At 71.1% G+C, this 18,973-nt stretch carries 16 protein-coding genes; 7 read left to right on the top strand and 9 right to left on the bottom strand.

Going from position 1 to position 18,973, the window contains the following annotated elements:
• Window positions 1-37: 37 nt before the first annotated feature.
• From ACICHK_RS32210 to ACICHK_RS32200, 3 genes are all read right to left on the bottom strand, one after another.
• Window positions 38-739, bottom strand: coding sequence for an SDR family oxidoreductase (locus ACICHK_RS32210; protein ID WP_406839634.1), 702 nt, complete (start codon window positions 737-739; stop codon window positions 38-40).
• A gap of 128 nt (window positions 740-867) precedes the next feature.
• Window positions 868-1,821 (bottom strand): class I SAM-dependent methyltransferase, encoded by a 954-nt coding sequence (locus ACICHK_RS32205; protein ID WP_406839633.1) that lies wholly within the window; start codon window positions 1,819-1,821, stop codon window positions 868-870.
• Between the two features lie 342 nt (window positions 1,822-2,163).
• On the bottom strand, window positions 2,164-3,657 hold the full coding sequence (locus tag ACICHK_RS32200; protein ID WP_406839632.1) for a cellulase family glycosylhydrolase: 1,494 nt from the start codon (window positions 3,655-3,657) through the stop codon (window positions 2,164-2,166).
• Window positions 3,658-3,912: 255 nt separating this feature from the next.
• Between ACICHK_RS32200 and ACICHK_RS32195 the strand changes: the two genes are divergently transcribed.
• The 3 genes from ACICHK_RS32195 (at window position 3,913) to ACICHK_RS32185 (ending at window position 10,397) form a co-directional block, all read left to right on the top strand.
• Window positions 3,913-6,837 (top strand): glycoside hydrolase family 48 protein, encoded by a 2,925-nt coding sequence (locus tag ACICHK_RS32195; protein ID WP_406839631.1) that lies wholly within the window; start codon window positions 3,913-3,915, stop codon window positions 6,835-6,837.
• Between the two features lie 140 nt (window positions 6,838-6,977).
• Window positions 6,978-9,659: a cellulose binding domain-containing protein gene (locus tag ACICHK_RS32190; RefSeq protein ID WP_406839630.1), complete on the top strand. Its 2,682-nt coding sequence runs from the start codon at window positions 6,978-6,980 to the stop codon at window positions 9,657-9,659.
• Window positions 9,660-9,839: 180 nt separating this feature from the next.
• A complete protein-coding gene (locus tag ACICHK_RS32185; RefSeq protein WP_406839629.1) occupies window positions 9,840-10,397 on the top strand; it encodes a hypothetical protein in 558 nt (185 codons plus the stop codon).
• Between the two features lie 182 nt (window positions 10,398-10,579).
• On the opposite strand, the gene ACICHK_RS32180 is transcribed toward ACICHK_RS32185, so the two are convergent.
• Together ACICHK_RS32180 and ACICHK_RS32175 are read right to left on the bottom strand one after the other, a co-directional pair.
• Window positions 10,580-10,924 (bottom strand): hypothetical protein, encoded by a 345-nt coding sequence (locus ACICHK_RS32180; protein ID WP_406839628.1) that lies wholly within the window; start codon window positions 10,922-10,924, stop codon window positions 10,580-10,582.
• Between the two features lie 126 nt (window positions 10,925-11,050).
• Window positions 11,051-11,995: a helix-turn-helix transcriptional regulator gene (locus ACICHK_RS32175; protein WP_406839627.1), complete on the bottom strand. Its 945-nt coding sequence runs from the start codon at window positions 11,993-11,995 to the stop codon at window positions 11,051-11,053.
• Between the two features lie 39 nt (window positions 11,996-12,034).
• Between ACICHK_RS32175 and ACICHK_RS32170 the strand changes: the two genes are divergently transcribed.
• Window positions 12,035-12,550, top strand: coding sequence for a hypothetical protein (locus ACICHK_RS32170; RefSeq protein ID WP_406839626.1), 516 nt, complete (start codon window positions 12,035-12,037; stop codon window positions 12,548-12,550).
• The gene (locus tag ACICHK_RS32165; RefSeq protein WP_406839625.1) at window positions 12,547-13,038 is read left to right on the top strand and encodes a hypothetical protein; all 492 of its coding nucleotides are present in this window, start codon (window positions 12,547-12,549) and stop codon (window positions 13,036-13,038) included. Before ACICHK_RS32170 ends, ACICHK_RS32165 begins: the two co-directional genes overlap by 4 nt.
• 37 nt (window positions 13,039-13,075) lie before the next feature.
• Here the strand turns inward: ACICHK_RS32165 and ACICHK_RS32160 are convergent, their stop codons facing one another.
• Complete coding sequence (locus ACICHK_RS32160; RefSeq protein ID WP_406839624.1) at window positions 13,076-13,792, bottom strand: class I SAM-dependent methyltransferase; 717 nt, start codon at window positions 13,790-13,792, stop codon at window positions 13,076-13,078.
• A 5-nt stretch (window positions 13,793-13,797) separates the two neighbouring features.
• Window positions 13,798-14,103, bottom strand: coding sequence for a 4a-hydroxytetrahydrobiopterin dehydratase (locus ACICHK_RS32155; RefSeq protein WP_406839623.1), 306 nt, complete (start codon window positions 14,101-14,103; stop codon window positions 13,798-13,800).
• Window positions 14,104-14,591: 488 nt separating this feature from the next.
• On the opposite strand from ACICHK_RS32155, the gene ACICHK_RS32150 reads away from it, so the two are divergent.
• Both ACICHK_RS32150 and ACICHK_RS32145 read left to right on the top strand, forming a co-directional pair.
• Complete coding sequence (locus ACICHK_RS32150; protein WP_151473021.1) at window positions 14,592-15,428, top strand: helix-turn-helix domain-containing protein; 837 nt, start codon at window positions 14,592-14,594, stop codon at window positions 15,426-15,428.
• A gap of 168 nt (window positions 15,429-15,596) precedes the next feature.
• Entirely contained in the window at window positions 15,597-16,460 is an 864-nt protein-coding gene (locus ACICHK_RS32145; protein ID WP_151473022.1) for a helix-turn-helix transcriptional regulator, read from the top strand.
• Here ACICHK_RS32145 and dnaK read toward each other — a convergent pair.
• On the bottom strand, window positions 16,454-18,349 hold the full coding sequence (gene dnaK, locus ACICHK_RS32140) for a molecular chaperone DnaK (RefSeq protein WP_406839622.1): 1,896 nt from the start codon (window positions 18,347-18,349) through the stop codon (window positions 16,454-16,456). The genes ACICHK_RS32145 and dnaK overlap by 7 nt on opposite strands.
• A 144-nt stretch (window positions 18,350-18,493) precedes the next feature.
• Window positions 18,494-18,922: an OsmC family protein gene (locus ACICHK_RS32135; RefSeq protein WP_406839621.1), complete on the bottom strand. Its 429-nt coding sequence runs from the start codon at window positions 18,920-18,922 to the stop codon at window positions 18,494-18,496.
• Window positions 18,923-18,973: the final 51 nt, after the last annotated feature.

The following is an 18,973-nucleotide window of genomic DNA, read 5'->3' as shown; positions in this document are numbered from 1 at the left end:
GGGACGGGAGCTCCCGTCCCTCTCCGCCCGGCGCGGATCAGACGGGCTGGCCGATCGGGCGGACGACGACCGTGTTCACGTCGACACCCGCCGGCTGCCCGACCGCCCAGACGATCGAGTCGGCGAGCTGGTCCGCCGTCAGGAGCTGCCCCGGCGGGAGGCTGCCGTAGCTGTCCCAGAACGGGGTCTCCACCCGGCCGGGCGAGACCAGCGTCACGCCCACGCCGTACTCGGTGACCTGGCGCCTGGTGTTCTCGGCGAGCCCGGTCACCGCCCACTTGGTCGCGCCGTAGATGTTGCCGGGCGTGTTCACGTGCCCGGCGACACTGCCGATCAGGACGATGCGGCCGCGTGACTCCTTCAGCGCGTCGATGGAGGCCCTGATGAGCAGCGCGGGCCCCAGCACATTGGTCAGCACCATCTCGGACCAGCCGGCCGGGTCCCCCTCCGCGACCGTGTCGTGGGTGGCGAAACCGGCGTTGGCGACGACGGTGTCGATCCGCCCGAACTCCTTGAGCGTCGCCTCGACCGCGGCCCGCACCTGGTCGTACTCGGCGGCGTGCCCGACGATCGTCAACAGCCCTTCGGGGTGGCCGAGTTCCTCGGCGAAGGCGTTCAGCCGCTCCCCTCCGCGACCGGTGACGGCCACCCGGTGCCCGGCGTCGAGCAGCCGGCGGGCGACCGCGGCTCCGATGCCGGTTCCGCCTCCGGTGATGAGCGCGACAGCGGATTCGGTCATGGTGTACCCCCGGAGTGTCCGGCCCGTGTGGGCCAACTGTGCTTCGAACTCCGGGAGTTCATCACTTGGAGCGCACTCCATGTCAAGGCCCGCCGACCGCCCTCGCGGCCGGAGGACCCGCACCGGGACTACTCCGGCTTGACCCCCACGTACACCGTCATCGCCGTCAGGACGAACACGTCCGGACGGTGGTGCACGCTCGCCTTGTCGTCCGGGTCGAGGAGCCGGTCGAGCGTGGCGAGGTCCTCGGCGTCGAGCCCTTCGGCGAGACCCTCGCGCCTGCGCGTGAGGGCGGTGACGGCGAAGGCGCGGGCCTCGTCCGAGACCGGGGCGGGGAGGTCGAGCAGGAAGGTGCGGGTCGCCGTGTGGCGCAGGCCGACGGAGGCGAGCAGGGCGGGCCAGTCCTCCGTCTCCGCCACCGATCCGGGCAGCTCGGTCCGCATGCGGGTGAACCACTCGTCGTGCACCGCGTCGATACGGGCCTCCAGGCCGGGCCGGCCGATGCCGGTGTCGCGCGGGAGGAAACGCGTGGGCAGACCACCCTCCAGCAGGGCGAGGGTGCCGCCGGGGGCCAGGCTCCGGACGAAGCCCGTGAGCGCGGCCCGCTGGTCGCCGACGTGGTGCAGCGACCTGCTCGCCCACAACAGGTCCGCGGGGTACTCCAGGTCGCCCACTCCCTCGGAGAGTTCGGCCTCGATCGTGCTGAAGCGGTCGGCGAAGCCGAGCCGCTCGGCACGGGCGCGGGCCTCCGTCAGCAGGGGCTCGGCACCGTCCACCGCGACGATCCGCGCGCCGGGGAACTTCTCGGCGAACAGACCGGAGATGACTCCGGGACCGCTTCCCGCGTCCACGATCAGCCCCGGATCGGGCCGCTGCTCCCGCAGCCACTCGGCCGCCTGGACGTACGCCGGGGCGAACAGCTCCGCCTCCTGCACCAGCATGGGCAGCATCTCGGAGAAGTCCATGTGGGTGTGGGAGTCACCGTGCCCGTGGCCCTGCGCGGGGCCGTGGTGGTGGCCGTGGTCGTGCGCCCCGCCCTGGTGGTGCGCCGGGCCGCTGTCGTGGTCGTGGTCCTGTGCCATGGGACAAGCCTCTCTCTCGGGATGAGGACAGCCTGCGCCGCCACTCCCGGAAACAGCCAGCCATGTTGCTCGAACGGCAAAAACGGACGGTAAAACGAGCGGCGAGAACGGACGGCGGAGCGGGCGCCGCCGGAGAACCGGACGCGCCCGCGGAAAGGCCGGGGACCGTTCATCGGTGGTGCGCGGTCCGCCAGGGGCCGGGGAAGGGGAGCCGCCCCCGGCGGACCGCACCCGCTCAGCCGGTCACGGTGGCGGTGGCGCGGCTGCCGATGTCGGCGGCGGCTCCGCCCGTTCCCGCGGCGATCAGGGCGAGTGCCCCGAGAAGGGCTGTTCGTGCACGGCTCATGTGCGGGTTCCCTGTCCGTCGAGGGCGCGCAGGTGGTCGCGCAGCCCCATGCCGTAGGAGGTCGGAGTTCCGTCGTAGTTCGAGATCAGCGACGGGCCGGAGGAGCAGTCCCAGGTGTTCCAGGTCCAGCCGAGGTAGGACAGGTCCCGGTCGTCGAACCACTTCATGACGGTGTCGGTGAACGAGTGGGAGCAGGTGTTCTCCCCGATCTCGCCCGCCACCAGGGGGACCTGGGCGGCGACGGGAGCGAGCGTCGCGTTCCAGCAGCTCTCGCTCGCGCAGGTGTTGAAGTTGTAGACGTGGTACGCGGCGACGAGATTGCCCGTCGGATCACTGGGCCTGTACGTCAGCCACTGGCTCAGGTCGTTGGAGTACGCGAGACCGCCGGCCAGGATCAGGTTCTTGGCGCCGGCGCCGCGTACCGCGTCGACCAGGTCCTGCATCCCGGCGACCTCGTAGGAGATGCCGGGGCAGGTGCCGCCGTCGCGCCAGCAGGTCCACGCCTGGGTGGTCGTGGAGGTCGCGCGGTCCGGGTAGGGCTCGTTGAACAGGTCGAAGGCGACGGCCGGGTCGTCCTTGAAGGTGTTCGCGACCGAGGCCCAGAAGGAGGGCGTGTACTGCGCGTCGGGCATCGGTTTCTGGCAGGTGGCGTGCACGTCGGAGCAGCCCGCCGAGTTGCCGGTGTACTGGCCGTGGGTCCAGTGCAGTTCGACGAGCGGTGTCATGCCGTGCGCCTCGACCTTGGCCACCAGGTCCTTGACCGCGGCGATGTAGTTGGCACCGGCGTACTCGGGCTTGATGTTGGAAAGACCCAGCCAGCACTCCTCGTTCAGCGGGATGCGGACCGTGTTGGCCTTCCAGTCGGCGATCGCCTTGACGGAGGCGTCGTCGACGGGACCGTCGAAGAAGCCGTAGCCCTGGACGCACATGAACTCGCCGCCGGAGCGGTTGACGCCGAGCATCCTGCGGGTGGCTCCCGCGGAGTCGACCAGCTTGTTGCCCGAGACGTGCAGTTCCGGCGCCCCGCCGCCGGACGGAGGCGGATCGGTGGGGGTGGGCGTGGGCGTCGGCTGGGTGTCCACGTTGCAGGTGGTGCCGTTGAGCCGGAAGGCCGTCGGCACCGCGTTGCTTCCCGACCAGGACGCGAGGAACCCGGCGCTGACGCTCGCGCCGCTCGCGAGCGGGCCGTTCCAGCTCTCGTTCGCGGCGGTGACCGTCGTACCGGACTGGGACCACTTGGCGTTCCAGCCCTGGGTGACCTTCTGGCCGTTCGGGAAGTCGAAGCCGAGACTCCAACCGCTCAGCGCGGCCATGTTGTTGGTGATCTTCACGGCGCCCTGGAAGCCGGTGTCCCACTGGCCGGTGACCGAGTACTCCACCGTGCACGCGGGAGTTGCTCCCGAGGCCGTGACGACCGGCGCGACGGCCGTGCCCACGAGGGCGACCGCGGCGCCGATCACCAGGAGAGACAAACGAGGGGGGTGACGCATGAAGCGACTCCTTGCAGCTCTGGCGCGCCGTGACGGACGCGTCGACTGATGGAACCGCTCCCACTGGTGCGGATGAAGCTAGCGCCAAGCGCCGTCGTTGCCCAGAGGAGTCGCACAGTCGATCTATCGAATCATTTCGACTCTTCAAGCACCTTGACCGCCCACACCCCCCTCTCCAATATGGGAGCGCTCCCACTGGTTCAAGGCTTGTTGCTCCTCCCCCCATTCTCCGAGCCGCAAGGAGGAACCAGCACCATGGATCCCAGCTCTCGATGGAGACTCCGTCGCAGGTCAAGGCGGTTGTGGACCGCCGTGGTGGCGGCACTCGCCCTCCCGCTCGCGACTCTGGCGACCGGTACGACTCCCGCACGCGCGGCCACGGTCCAGTGCAGCGTCGACTACAAGACCAACGACTGGGGCTCCGGCTTCACCGCAGATCTGACGATCACCAACCGGGGTACCGACGCCATCAACGGCTGGACCCTGACGTACGCCTACACGGGCAACCAGACCCTCACCAACGGCTGGAACGGCACCTGGTCCCAGTCCGGCAAGACGGTCACCGTGAAGAACGCCTCCTGGAACGGGACGATCGGCGCCGGTACCGCCGTGACCACCGGCGCGCAGTTCACCTACAGCGGCACCAACACCGCCCCCGCGTCCTACGCCGTCAACGGCACCACCTGCACCGGGGCGCACCAGCCGCCGATCACCGTGCTGACCAGCCCCGCGGCGGGCGCCGTCTACACCCAGGGCGATCCCGTCCCGCTGGCCGCGACCGCGGCGGCGGCCGACGGGGCGACCGTCTCGAAGGTCGAGTTCTACGACGACACGACCCTGCTCGGCACCGACACCAGCTCGCCGTACACGCTGTCGGCGTCGGGGCTCGCCGTCGGCGCCCACTCCATCGTCGCGAAGGCGTACGACAGCCTGGGTGCGTCGGCGGACTCCACCCCCGTCGGCATCACGGTCGCCTCGGGGCCGGCGATCGTCGCATCGCCGACCCAACTCGGCGTGCAACAAGGCAAGTCGGGGACGTTCGCGGTCAAGCTCTCGACCCAGCCGAGCGCCAACGTGACGGTGGCGGTGGCCCGCACGGACGGCAACACGGGGCTGTCCGTGACCGGCGGTTCGAGTCTGGTCTTCACCCCGTCCAACTGGAACACCGCCCAGACGGTGACGATCACCGCCGACGCCTCGGGCACCGGATCCGCGACCTTCACGGCCTCGGCGACCGGTCAGACCAAGGCGACCGTCACTGTGACGGAACTGGCCGCGACGAAGACGTACGACGCGCGCTTCCTGGACCTCTACGGCAAGATCACCAACCCGGCGAACGGCTACTTCTCCCCCGAGGGCATCCCCTACCACTCGGTGGAGACGCTGATCGTGGAGGCGCCGGACCAGGGCCATGAGACGACCTCCGAGGCGTACAGCTATCTGATCTGGCTCCAGGCGATGTACGGGAAGGTCACCGGCGACTGGTCGAAGTTCAACGCCGCGTGGTCGACCATGGAGACGTACATGATCCCCACGCACGCCGACCAGCCGACCAACTCCTTCTACAACGCGTCCAAGCCGGCCACCTACGCGCCCGAGCTGGACACCCCGAACGAGTACCCGGCCAAGCTCGACACCGGTGTCTCCGTCGGCACGGACCCGATCGCCGGCGAGCTGAAGAGCGCGTACGGCACGGACGACGTGTACGGAATGCACTGGCTGCAGGACGTGGACAACACCTACGGCTACGGCAACGAGCCCGGCAAGTGCGAGGCCGGCCCGACCGCCACGGGTCCGTCGTACATCAACACCTTCCAGCGCGGCGCGCAGGAGTCGGTGTGGGAGACGGTGCCGCAGCCGACCTGCGACGCCTTCAAGTACGGCGGCAAGAACGGCTACCTGGACCTGTTCACCGGGGACTCCTCGTACGCCAAGCAGTGGAAGTACACGGACGCCCCGGACGCCGACGCGCGTGCGGTGCAGGCCGCGTACTGGGCCGACGTGTGGGCCAAGGCCCAGGGCAGGAGCGCCGACGTGTCGGCGACCGTCGGCAAGGCGGCGAAGATGGGCGACTACCTCCGCTACGCCATGTACGACAAGTACTTCAAGAAAATAGGCAACTGCGTCGGCCCCTCGGCCTGCGCCGCGGGCACCGGCAAGGACGCCTCGCACTACCTGCTCTCCTGGTACTACGCCTGGGGCGGCGCGACCGACACCTCGGCGGGCTGGGCCTGGCGCATCGGCTCCAGCCACACCCACGGCGGCTACCAGAACCCGCTGGCCGCCTACGCGCTCAGCACCAACGCCGACCTGAAGCCCAAGTCGGCGACGGGCGCCTCGGACTGGGCCACCTCGCTGACCCGGCAGCTGGAGTTCTACCGCTGGCTCCAGTCGAGCGAGGGCGCCATCGCGGGCGGCGCGACCAACAGCTGGGCGGGCCGTTACGCGACGCCTCCCACCGGGACGCCGACCTTCTACGGCATGTACTACGACCAGCAGCCGGTGTACCACGACCCGCCGTCCAACCAGTGGTTCGGCTTCCAGGCGTGGTCCATGGAACGGGTCGCCGAGTACTACCAGCAGACGGGGAACGCGAACGCCAAGACGGTCCTCGACAAGTGGGTCGCCTGGGCGCTGTCCAAGACCACGATCAACCCCGACGGCACCTACCGGATCCCCTCCACCCTCCAGTGGTCCGGCGCCCCGGACACCTGGAACGCGTCGAGTCCCGGCTCCAACAGCGGACTCCACGTGACCGTCGCCGACTACACGAACGACGTGGGCGTGGCCGCCGCGTACGCCAAGACCCTGTCGTACTACGCCGCCAAGTCCGGCAACACCCAGGCGAAGACGACGGCCAAGGCGCTCCTGGACGGCATGTGGAACAACTACCAGGACGCCCTCGGCATAGCCGTCCCGGAGACCCGCGCCGACTACAACCGCTTCAACGACAGCGTGTACGTGCCGAGCACCTTCAGCGGCACCATGCCCAACGGCGACGCGGTCAACTCCTCCTCCACCTTCGCCTCGCTGCGGTCCTTCTACAAGAACGACCCGGCCTGGTCGAAGATCCAGGCCTATCTGGCGGGCGGCGCCGCGCCCTCCTTCACGTACCACCGGTTCTGGGCGCAGGCGGACATCGCCCTCGCCATGGGCTCGTACGCGGAGCTTCTCGAATAGTCCCCGCTGTGGCTCCGGGTACGCGGTCCTGTCCCTGACGGCAGGGCCACCGGCCGGGCGGTCCCTCACCGCACTGAGGGCCGCCCGGCCGTCACTTGCTCCCTCCCCCACTCCTCCTGTGCACCGGAGAGGACTCCCCCGTGCGAAGAACACGCATCCTCACGGCCGTACTCGCCCTCGCCGCCGGGCTGTCGGCCGGCACCCCGCCCGCACTGGCCGCGAGCACCCCCCGGGCGGCGGCCGCGAGCACCCCCACGGCAACGGTCGCGGCCGACACGTACACCTGGAAGAACGCCCGGATCGACGGCGGCGGCTTCGTCCCCGGCATCGTCTTCAACCGTTCCGAGAAGAACCTCGCCTACGCCCGCACCGACATCGGCGGCGCCTACCGCTGGGTCCAGGCGACGAAGAGCTGGACCCCGCTGCTCGACTCGGTCGGCTGGAACGAGTGGGGCCACACCGGCGTCGTCAGCCTCGCCTCCGACTCCGTCGACCCGGACAGGGTGTACGCGGCTGTCGGCACGTACACCAACGGCTGGGACCCGACGAACGGAGCCGTCCTGCGCTCCTCGGACCGCGGGGCGAGCTGGCGGAAGGCCGACCTGCCCTTCAAGCTGGGCGGCAACATGCCCGGACGGGGCATGGGCGAGCGGCTGGCCGTCGACCCGAACAAGAACAGCGTGCTCTACCTCGGCGCGCCCAGCGGCAAGGGCCTGTGGCGCTCCACGGACTCCGGCGCGAGCTGGTCACAGGTGACGGCGTTCCCCAACCCGGGCAACTACGTCCAGGACCCCACCGACACCAGCGGCTACGCCTCCGACAACCAGGGCGTCGTCTGGGTCACCTTCGACGAGTCGACCGGCACCCGGGGAAACGCCACGCAGACCGTCTACGTGGGGGTCGCCGACAAGGACAACGCGGTCTACCGCTCGACGGACGGCGGGACGACCTGGTCGCGGCTCGCGGGCCAGCCGACCGGCTACCTCGCCCACAAGGGCGTCCTCGACGCGGTGAACGGCCACCTCTATCTCGCCTACAGCGACAAGGGCGGCCCGTACGACGGCGGCAAGGGCCAGGTGTGGCGGTACGCGACGAGGACGGGGACGTGGACGAACATCAGCCCGGTGGCGGAGGCCGACACCTACTACGGCTTCAGCGGGCTGACGGTCGACCGGCAGCACCCGGGCACCGTGATGGCGACGGCGTACAGCTCCTGGTGGCCGGACACCCAGATCTTCCGGTCCACCGACAGCGGCGGGACCTGGACGAAGGCGTGGGACTACACCTCCTACCCGAACCGTTCGAACCGCTACACGGTGGACGTCTCCTCCGTGCCCTGGCTGACCTTCGGCGCGAATCCCTCGCCGCCCGAGCAGACCCCCAAACTGGGCTGGATGACCGAGGGGCTGGAGATCGATCCGTTCGACTCGGCCCGGATGATGTACGGGACGGGCGCGACGGTCTACGGCACCGAGAACCTCACCGACTGGGACAGCGGTGGCCGGTTCACCGTCAAGCCCATGGTCCAGGGGCTGGAGGAGACGGCCGTCAACGACCTCGCCTCTCCCCCGTCGGGCGCTCCCCTGCTCAGCGCGCTCGGCGACATCGGCGGTTTCCGGCACACGGACCTGACCAAGGTCCCCTCGATGATGTACACCTCGCCGAACCTCACCAGCACGACGAGCCTCGACTACGCCGAGACCGACCCGAACACGGTGGTGCGCGTCGGCGACCTCGACTCCGGTCCGCACATCGGCTTCTCGACGGACAACGGCGCCAACTGGTTCGCGGGCAGCGACCCTTCGGGTGTCACCGGCGGCGGTACGGTCGCCGCGGCCTCGGACGGCGGCCGCTTCGTATGGAGCCCGGCGGGCACCGGAGTGCAGTACACCACCGGGTTCGGTACGTCGTGGTCGGCGTCCGCGGGCATCCCCGCCGGCGCGATCGTCGAGTCGGACCGGGTCGACCCCAAGACCTTCTACGGCTTCAAGTCGGGCAGGTTCTACGTCAGTTCGGACGGCGGGGCGACCTTCACGGCGTCCGCGGCCGCCAACCTGCCGGCCGGGGACGGCGTCCGCTTCAAGGCGCTGCCCGGCACGAAGGGCGACGTGTGGCTGGCGGGCGGCGCGAGCGACGGCGCGTACGGGCTGTGGCACTCGACGGACTCCGGCGCGACCTTCACCAAGCTGTCGAACGTCGACCAGGCCGACACGATCGGCTTCGGCAAGGCGGCGACCGGCGCGTCCTATCAAACGCTCTACACCAGCGCGAAGATCGGGGGCGTCCGCGGGATCTTCCGCTCGACGGACAAGGGCGCGAGCTGGACCCGTATCAACGACGACGCCCACCAGTGGGGTTGGACCGGCGCGGCCGTCACCGGGGACCCGCGGGTCTACGGGCGCGTGTACGTCGCGACGAACGGGCGCGGGATCGTCTACGGCGACACGTCGGACAGCGGGGGCGGTGACGGCGGCGGCGGTACGGACCCGACGCCGCCGACCGGGGCCTGCTCGGTGACGTACAGGATCACGAACCAGTGGCAGGGCGGCTTCCAGGCCGACGTGTCCCTCACCAACACCGGCTCCGCCGCCTGGGCCGGCTGGACACTGAACTGGTCCTTCGCCGACGGCCAGAAGATCACGCAGCTCTGGAACGCCGACCACACCCAGTCGGGCGCGGCGGTGAGCGCCAGGAACCTCGGCTGGAACGCGAACGTCGCGGCGGGTTCGACGGTCGGCTTCGGCTTCACCGGGAGCTGGACGGGGACGAACACGAAACCGGCGGCCTTCAAGATGGGGGACCGCACCTGTGCGGTGAGTTGAGCCCCCGCCTCACCGTCTCGGGGCGCGTGTCCGGCCAGGCGTACGGCCGGCGGACACGCGCCCCGAGCGGCCGGACCCCCAAGATGATCACAACTGCGTCACCCCCTTCACTCTCCACTCACACTTCCTTCACACATCTCGATATCGTCACCCCACCACGAACCATCCCTTGGGGGGACCATGTCGTACAGCCAGCCGCCGTCCGGATACGGGCGGCAGCCCGTGCCGACCGGACCGGAACCGCAGCCGGGCCGGCCCCGTTGGGCGCGCAAGCGCTACGTGCTGCCGTCGATCGCGTTCGCCTTCTTCCTCGGTGTCGGCGCCGGCGGCAGTGACAGCGGCGACGGCGGGCAGAAGACCGCCACCACGAAGGCCGCGGCCGAGAAGGTGCGGCCCGCCCCCACCGTCACCACCACGGCGACCGCGACGGCGACGGCCACCGCCGAGCCGGAGCCGGCGCCGACGGTGACCGCGACGAAGACGGTCAAGGTGAAGGTGAGGGTCACCGTCACCGCGCGAGCCGCCTCCAACAGCGGTTCCGGTGGCAGCGGTTCCGGTGGCAGCGGCGGCTCCGGAACCAGTGTCGGCACCTGCTCGATCACCTCCAACGCGGGCAACTGCTACTCGGCCGGTCAGTACTGCCGCAACAGCGACCACGGCGCCAGCACGACCACCGCGGGCGGCACCAGGATCACGTGCGCGTACCGCTCCGGCGGGTGGCGCTGGACGTACAGCTGACGGTCCGGCGGAGAACGGGCACGGCGGCTCCCGGCAGCAGCGAGCCCCGCCCCGGTGCATCACGCCAGGGCGGGGCTTCAGCAGCATCCCCGACTTGTTCGTCGTTGAATGCCTGATGGGATCAGCGTAACGGGGACCACTGACAACGCCTTCGGAGCGCCGGCCCGGAGGTGCCCGGCCCGTCAGGGCGATGTCAGCGGCCAGGACTCGCACGAAGGGTCCGCGACGCAGGCGTCCACGGACCTCCGGTTCCGCGTGGCCCGCTCCAGCTCGGCCTCCGAGAACATCTTCAGCTGGTCCGGCAGCCGGTCACACGCACGGGGCCTGGAGCCGTCGCTCTCGCCGGCGTCGTAGTCGTCCGCCGACATCACCCCGACCCAGGCGTTCACGCACGCGCGGTGGGCCCGTGCGGCGGCCTCCGCGGAGGCGCGCGTCCCGGCGGCGGGCCCGCTGTCGCCGCCGAGGCCGGAGCAGCCGGCGAGCGCGAGCCCGGCGGTGGCGAGCAGAGCGGTGACGGAGCTGCGCATGGATCCCCCGGGAGCGACGCGGTGTCGGGGTCCGGACGCTAGCGGCGGCGCATCGGCCGGACGCACGGATCGGCCGGGCGTCACTCGGCCGAGTGTCACCCGAACGTGGAAGGCCTCCGGACGTCCCTACGCGTATCTGCGGGCCAGCTCGGCGACGGTCTCCGCGACGCGGGCGCGCAGTTCGGGCGGTTCCAGGACCTCGACGGCCGTTCCGAGCCGCAGGAAGTCGTCATGGGCCCGGTCCAGGGATTCCACGGGGACGGTGACACGGATCCAACCGTCCTCGTCCGCGGTGCCGTCGGCCGCCGCGGCTCGACCGACGGGACCGTCCGGAAGGGTTCCGGGCGCGATCCGCACGACCGCCTCGTCCCGGTGCAGCCGCTCGTGGAACTCCCGCTGGTACGCCGTCCAGTACGCCGCCAGGTCGAATCCCTCGGGCCGGGTGAACTCCGTTCCTGGCACGTCCAGTTCGAGGATCTGGTCCACCCGGAACGTGCGCGGCCCCGGTCCGGCGACGACGTACCAGCGCCCCGCCTTCAGGACGAGCCCGTACGGTTCCAGACGGCGTTCCACGTCGGTCGGTTCGCGCCAGCGGCGGTAACGGACGTCGAGGACCCGGCCGTTCCAGACCGCGTCGGCGACCGCGGTGAGGTAGGGGGTCTCGTCGGCGTCCGCGTACCAGCCCGGCGCGTCCAGGTGGAAGCGGCCGCTCACCCGGTCCGCGTGCTCGCGCAGTTCGCGCGGAAGGGCGGCACGCACCTTGAGCCGGGCCGCGGCGAGCACGGAGCCCAGTCCGAGTTCGGCGGCGGGTCCGGGCACGCCGGTGAGGAACAGCGCCTCGGCCTCCTCGGTGGTGAGGCCGGTGAGCCGGGTGCGGTAGCCGTCGAGCAGCCGGTAGCCGCCCGCGTGCCCCGCGTCGCCGTACAGCGGAACGCCGGCCGCGCTCAGCGCCTCGACGTCGCGGTACACCGTCCGGACCGACACCTCCAGTTCCTCGGCGAGCTGGGCGGCGGTGAGTCTGCCGCGGGTCTGGAGCAGCAGGAGGATCGAGACGAGACGGCTGGACTTCACTGACACAGGATGTCAGTGAAGCGGGCCTAGCGTCCTGCCATGACTTCAGCCACCTCCCCGCCTTCCACGGCCTCCGGGGCCTTCAAGGAGAAACTCCTGACCGTGCCGCCGCCCATCGAGGTGGCGGGACGGCACGTCAAGCGGTACCACGTGACCGCGGACCCGGCCGGCATCGAACCGGAGATCGAACGGGCGGCGTACGCGATGCTGCCGCGGCTGCTCCCCGAGCCGGACGGCACCCCGCCCGCCACGTTCGCCGTCCTGCACCGGGGCGCCGACGGCAGCGCCTACCTCAACGCCTACAGCTGGGTCTGGGACAACGTCCTGCACTTCCGGGGCGCCGCCGCGGGCCAGCCGGTGCTCGGCTGCCCCGACCGGGACCCGGCGAACTTCGTCGTCACGGAACGCCCGTGGATCGGCTGCGTCTGGGAGCTGCCGCCGGTCCTGCACGAGCGGGACGCCTGGGTACGGCATCTGCTCGCCCCCGAAGTACCCGACCTCGACGCCTACTTGGCCGACTCGCTGCCCGAAGGAACCACGGGGGACCGCACATGAACGACGTCCGCGACAACACCTCGGCCGCGCACGGCTTCGACTTCCTCCACGGAGAGTGGGACGTCGTCAACCGCCGTCGTACCGACTTCCTCGATCCGGAGAGCGGCTGGGAGGAGTTCCCCGCGGTCAGCCGTTGCTGGAGCCTGTTCGGCGGTGCGGCGAACATCGACGAGATCGACGTACCGGACCAGGGGTGGACGGGACTGACGCTGCGGCTCTTCGACGTGGAGACCGAGCGGTGGTCGCTGAACTGGTCGTCCAGCCGCAGCGGCCGGCTGTTCCCGCCCGTGCTCGGGCGGTTCGGACCGGACGGGCGCGGCGAGTTCCACGGCGACGACACCCACGACGGGAAGGACGTGCGGGTGCGGTTCGTCTGGTCGGGGATCTCGGGGACGACGGCCCGCTGGGAGCAGGCGTTCTCGCTGGACGGGGGGAACACCTGGCTGTCCAACTGGACGATGGATTTCACGCGCCGCCGGACGGCCTGACACCGGGGCGGCCGGGGACGGGCGCCGAGGCTCCGGATCAGGCCCTGCGGAAGGCGAGCAGGGTGAAGTCCGGTTCGCGGCGCGGGACATCGGGTCCCGGCAGGGTCTCGACGCGCTCGGCCAGCCGGGGTCCGCCGGCCGCGTAGAGCCGGCCGCTGCGGATGTACTGGGCCACGCGGCGCGGGGTGCTGCCCTGGCCGTGGCCGCGGAAGAGGGCCGTGCCGCCCGGGACCAGGCCGTGTCCGGCGGCGTACCGGGTGACGCGCTCGGCCGCGTCCTCGGCGTGGCCGGCGCGGCAGTCCGCGGTCAACGCGTCGATGTCGCTGCCGACGTGGTGGGCCGCGGCCTTGTCGACGGTGGTGACGAACACACCGCCGGGGCGCAGGACGCGCGCGGCCTCGGCGACGACGGGGCGCGCGTCGTCCAGCAGATGGAGCAGCCAGACGGCGCTCACGGCGTCGAACGAGTGCGCCGGGAAGGGAAGCCGACGGGCGTCGGCGCGGACGACGGCTCCCGGGACGCGCTCCGCCGCCCGGCGTGTCATGCCGTGGGCCGCGTCCACTCCCGTCACCCTCAGCCCCGGTCGCCCGGCGGTGAGCCTGCTCGTCACGGTGCCGGTGCCGCAGGCCATGTCGAGCAGGCCCCGGGCGCCCAGGGGGACCAGCGCGAGCACGGCGGCGGCGGCCGCGGCGGCCCGTGGTTCGCCGCCCCTCGTCGCGTCGTACCGGTCGGCTTCCTTGTCGTAGTCCAGCACGGGGATCAGCTCGCCCCGTGTCCCGGCGCGAGCTCCTCGACCCTGCGGGCGAGGTCGAAGTCGAGTGCGGTGACGGCGCCGCCGACGCTGTGGGTGTTCACGGTGAGGGCGATCGTGTTGTAGCCGAGGGTGAGGTCGGAGTGGTGGCCGAGCTCCTCCTGCACCTGGGAGATGTGCACGACCATCGCGGTCGCCGCGAAGTGGGTGCCGAGCCGGTAGGTACGGGCGAGCCGGTCGCCGTCCAGCGACCAGCCGGGCAGCTCCGCCAGCCGTGCCTCGATCTCCTCGGACTCCAGCGGTTCGACGGCCATGGGTGTGATCCCTTCGTACGGCGGGTGAGGGGTGCGGGGTGGTGCGGCGCCGGGGCGGACCGGCGGCGGAGGCGACCGAAGCGGGCCCTTCGCCCAGCCTGCCACAGCCGCCACCCCTCGGCAGGGCGCACGCGGCGAGGCGGCTGACCTGCGGCGGCCGAACGGGGCGCCCCTCCGGCCGGGGACCGGGACGCCTCGCCGGTGACGGGCCGCCACAGCGGGGCGGCCGACGGTGGGACCGGAGGACGGTGGGACCGGGGGACGGTCGCCGGATGGGGTCGGCGGACGTGGTCGGCGGCGTCCTCGGCCGGGCGGCGGGTCCGGACCGCGGGTCCGGCCGCTCCGCCGACCGGCGAGCCGACGCCTTCGCAGGCCGGCCGGCGCCGTGCCGGCCGGCTTCGCCCCGTACGTACTCCGCCGTACGGTCGTCCGCCAGGAGCGTGAGCGTGGAGCGGCCCCGGATCCACGTCCTCGGTTACGGTCGTGGCATGAGCATCCTCTCGTCCGGTCCCGCCTCCGTCCCGAGTGCCGCCGCCGACAAGGGGGTCGGGCCGCTGCTGCGCGGCTGGCGCGAGCAACGGCGGGTCAGCCAGCTGGAGCTGGCCCTGCGCGCGGACTCCTCGGCCCGGCACATCAGCTTCATCGAGACGGGCCGCTCCCGCCCCAGCGAGGAGATGGTGCTGCGGCTCGCCGAACACCTCGACGTCCCGGTCCGGGAGCGCAACGCGCTGCTGCTCGCGGCGGGTTACGCCCCGCACTACACGGAGACCCCGCTCGACGACCCCTCGATGGACGCGCTGCGCGATGGCATGGAGCGGCTGATCCAGGGCTACGAGCCGTACCCGGCGCTGGTGGTCGACGCGACGTACGGCGTCCTCGCCGCGAACCGTGGCGTCTTCATGCTGTTGGACGGCGTCCCGGAGCGGCTCCTCGAACCACCGCTGAACGCGATGCGGCTGACCCTCCATCCGGAGGGCCTGGCGCCGCGCATCCTCAATCTGCGCACGTGGCGGGACCATCTGCTCGCCCAGATGGAGCGGCAGATCGCGCTGCGCCGTTCCCGGCCGCTGCGCGCGCTGTACGAGGAGGTGGCGGCGTATCCGGTCCCGGACCGGGACAGGGAGGCGGACGACGAGCCGTCGGGACCCGCTCCTCACTTCGCGCTCCCGATGCGGATCGAGCACGAGGGGCGGGTGCTGTCGTTCATCTCGTCCATCTCCACGTTCAACACCCCGATGGACGTGACGGTCTCCGAGCTGGCCATCGAGACGTTCCTCCCCGCGGACCCGGCGACGGTCAAGTACCTCCATTCACTGCGTTCGTGACGGCATTGGTGACGACATTCGTCACGGCATTCGTCACGGCATTCGTCACGCCTTTCGTCGACGGTGTGTCATATCGCCCTCGGTGTACATGGGTTGAGGCCAAACGATGATGGTTTCGCGCGGACATGGCACACTGCACGCATACTTCGGCGCGTGGGGAGGCTTGGCGTGAGCGAGCGGCGGCCGGCACCCACGGTGGGGCAGGTGGTCCTGGGGCGACGGCTGCAGGAACTGCGCGAGGCCGCGGGTCTGAAGCGGGAGGAGGCGGCGCGTGTCCTGCGGGTCGCTCCGGCGACGGTGCGGCGGATGGAGACGGCCGAGGTCGCCCTCAAGATCCCCTACGTCCAGGTCCTGCTGACCACGTACGGGGTCGCCGACGACGAGGCCGAGACCTTCGTGGCGCTGGCGGAGGAGGCGAACGAGCCGGGCTGGTGGCAGCGGTACCACGACGTGCTGCCGGACTGGTTCAGCATGCACGTCAGCCTGGAGGGCGCGGCCCGGATGATCCGGTCGTACGAACCGCACTTCGTGCCGGGACTGCTGCAGACCGAGGAGTACGCGCGCGCCGTGCTGGAGGCCGGGACGGTCGGGCAGACGGGCACCGAGGCCATCGACCGGCACGTGGCCCTGCGCATGAAGCGGCAGACGCTGCTCACCCGCGAGAACCCTCCCCACCTCTGGGTGATCATGGACGAGACGGCGTTGCTGCGTCCGGTGAGCATCCGGGGCGAGGTCATGCGGGACCAGATGGACCGGCTCCTCGAATGGGTCGAGCTCGATCACGTCACGCTCCAGGTCGCCGAGTTCGCGGCCGGCCCGCACCCGGGGACGTACACGTCCTTCGCGCTGTTCCGCTTCGCCGAGCGAGAGCTGCCGGACATCGTCTACAGCGAGTACGTGACCGGCGCCCTCTACCTCGACGCGCGCGAGGAGGTGGCCCTGCACCTGGAGGTGCTGGACCACATGTCGGCCCACGCCGCCTCCGCCGAGCGCACCAAGGAGATCCTCCGGGAGTTCCGCGAGCGCTACTGAGCGGCCCCCGGGCCCCGGTGCCCTCCGCCGCCTTCGCGTTCCTCGTCCACGATCTCCGCCTCCACCACGACCTCGTCCTCGGCCTGCCCGGTGGGCGACTCCGTGGGCGGCCGGTCCTCCGGGGCCGACTGCTGCTGGGCCCGGGCGTACATGGCCTGGCCCATCTGCTGGCTGACGGTGGCCAGTCTCTCGATGGCGCCGCGCAGGGCGGCGGTGTCGGTTGAGGAGTCCTCCAGGAGCTGTTTGAGTTCGGCGGCCGCCGAGGCGACCTGGTCCTTCGCGTCGGTGGGGATGCGGTCCTCGTTGTCACGGACGAACTTCTCGGTCTGGTAGACGAGTTGCTCGCCCTGGTTGCGGGTCTCGGCCGCCTCCCGGTGGCGCCGGTCCTCCTCGGCGTACCGCTCGGCCTCGCGCACCATGCGGTCGATGTCGTCCTTGGGCAGCGCGGAGCCGCCGGTCACGGTCATCTTCTGCTCGCGTCCCGTGGCCAGGTCCTTCGCGGAGACGTGCGTGATCCCGTCGGCGTCGATGTCGAAGGCGACCTCGATCTGCGGGACACCGCGCGGCGCGGGCGGCAGGCCGGTGAGGTCGAAGACCCCGAGCTTCTTGTTGTACGCGGCGATCTCGCGCTCGCCCTGGTAGACCTGGATGCCGACCGAGGGCTGGTTGTCGGCGGCCGTCGTGAAGATCTCCGAACGCCGTGTGGGAATCGTGGTGTTGCGCTCGATGAGCGTGGTCATGATGCCGCCCTTGGTCTCGATGCCGAGGGACAGCGGGGTCACGTCGAGGAGCAGGACGTCCTTCACGTCCCCCCGGATCACACCGGCCTGGAGTCCGGCGCCGAGGGCCACGACCTCGTCCGGGTTGACGCCCTTGTGGGGGTCCTTGCCGGTGAGTTCCCTCACCAGGTCGGTGACGGCGGGCATCCGGGTGGATCCGCCGACCAGGATGACGTGGTCGACGGCGGACAGTTTCACCCCGGCGTCCTTGACGGCCTGGTGGAAGGGGGTCCTGCAGCGGTCGAGCAGGTCGGCCGTCAGCTCCTGGAACTGGGCGCGCGTCATCTTCTCGTCGAGGTGCAGCGGACCTTGGGCGGTGGCGGTGATGTAGGGCAGGTTGACGGTGGTCTCGGTGGACGAGGACAGCTCGATCTTGGCCTTCTCGGCGCCCTCGCGCAGCCGTTGCAGGGCCATCTTGTCGCGTCCGAGGTCGATCCCGTGCGCGGCCTTGAAGCGCTGGGCCAGGTGCTCGACGATCCGCTGGTCCCAGTCGTCACCGCCGAGCCGGGTGTCGCCGTTGGTCGCCTTGACCTCGATGACCCCGTCACCGATCTCCAGGAGCGAGACGTCGAAGGTGCCGCCGCCCAGGTCGAAGACGAGGACGGTCTGCTCCTCCCCGCGGTCGAGCCCGTACGCCAGGGCCGCGGCGGTCGGCTCGTTGACGATCCGCAACACCTTCAGGCCCGCGATCTCGCCCGCCTCCTTGGTGGCCTGGCGCTGCGCGTCGTCGAAGTAGGCGGGCACGGTGATCACGGCGTCCGTGACGTCCTGGCCGAGATAGGCCTCGGCGTCCCGTTTCAGTTTCTGCAGCACCCGCGCGGACAGTTCCTGGGCGCGGTAGCGGGTGCCGTCGACGCTGCCCTTCTCGGGGAACCGCCAGTTCGCGTCGCCCATGTACCGCTTCACGGACCGCGCGGTGCGCTCCACGTTCGTCACGGCCTGCCGTTTGGCGACCTCGCCGACCAGCACCTCTCCGTTCTTGGCGAAGGCCACCACCGAGGGCGTGGTGCGTGCTCCCTCGGCGTTGGCGACGACCGTCGCCTCACCGCCCTCCAGAACGGCCACCACCGAGTTCGTCGTACCGAGGTCGATCCCGACCGCGCGTGCCATGTCCGTCCCCTTCCGCCCACGGCTCTGCCCGCCCTCAAGCACAAAACCTGTGTTCTCGCTTGTCAATGGCGCGGACGGCCGCACGGGGGCGGACACGCCGGTGCCGCGCCCCCGCGGGGAGGACGCGGCACCGGCGTGCGTACGTCAGGCGAGCTTCGCCGACAGGGTGATCGTCGTACCGGTCAGCGCCTGGCTGACCGGGCAGTTCTTCTTGGCGTCCTCGGCCGCCGAGGCGAAGCCGTCCTCGTCGAGGCCCGGCACCGTGCCCTCGACCGTGAGGTGGATGCCGGTGATGCCCTCACCGGGCTGGAAGCTGACGTCGGCGTTGGTGACGAGCTTGGTGGGCGGCGTCCCGGCACCCGCGAGGGCGTGCGACAGCGCCATGGAGAAGCAGCTGGAGTGGGCGGCCGCGATCAGTTCCTCGGGGCTGGTCCTGCCGTTCGCGTCCTGGGCGCGCGAGGCCCAGGTGACCGGCTGGTCGGCGATGGCACCGGAGGAGTCGAAGGTGACGACGCCGTTGCCCTCGAGCAGGTTGCCTTCCCACACGGTGTGTGCGGTGCGCGTGGTTGCCACGGTGATTCCTTTCGGGTGTGGTCCCGTTGCCGGGGTCCGGGTCTCCCATCC

The sequence above is a fragment of the Streptomyces sp. AHU1 genome, assembly GCF_045343905.1.
Taxonomy (GTDB): domain Bacteria; phylum Actinomycetota; class Actinomycetes; order Streptomycetales; family Streptomycetaceae; genus Streptomyces; species Streptomyces triticiradicis.
Note: the sequence above shows the minus strand (reverse complement) of the source record. Positions and strands in the feature narration are given on the sequence as shown.